At 69.4% G+C, this 444-nt stretch carries 1 protein-coding gene; it reads right to left on the bottom strand.

Annotated features, from left to right (window positions below; genetic code table 11):
• Nucleotides 1-232, bottom strand: a 232-nt coding sequence (locus ACLJNW_RS23235; protein WP_410961090.1) for a COX15/CtaA family protein, incomplete at its 3' end; no start/stop codon positions are given.
• Between the last annotated feature and the right edge of the window lie 212 nt (nucleotides 233-444).

Genomic DNA, 444 nt, shown 5'->3' with positions numbered 1-444 from the left:
CGTTCCAGCCCTTCTGCGCCTCCCCCGGGGCGTCGGGGAAGTGCAGGTCGGCGTGGGCCAGTTGCGCCTCGCTCAGCGGCACGTGGACGAAGCCGTAGCAGCCTGGCCAGTCCGGACAGCCGAGGCCGGCGTGGGTCAGCCGGGTATAGGCGCCGAGCAGGACCACCACGGCGGCCAGCAGGGTCGCCAGCACGGCGACGGTGAAACCGGGTTTGCGGGTTGCGCCTGACATTCGCGGGCCCCTTTTTCTTGTCGTTCTGTCCTCATCGGGCCGGGAACCGCGCCGGCCACGCCGATCAACCGATATGCGAGAGCTTGAGCAGCAGTTGCACGTCCTTCAGCAGCTTCTTGCCGTTGGCCTTGGCGTCGTAGCGCAGCACCAGGTTGCCGTGCGGGTCGACCACCCACAGCAGCGGCCGCTCGCCGCCGCCGGCCTTGTCGTAC

Source organism: Salmonella sp. SAL4457 (assembly GCF_046548235.1).
GTDB classification, from domain to species: domain Bacteria; phylum Pseudomonadota; class Gammaproteobacteria; order Enterobacterales; family Enterobacteriaceae; genus Salmonella; species Salmonella enterica.
This window is presented reverse-complemented; position numbering and strand designations above follow the sequence as displayed.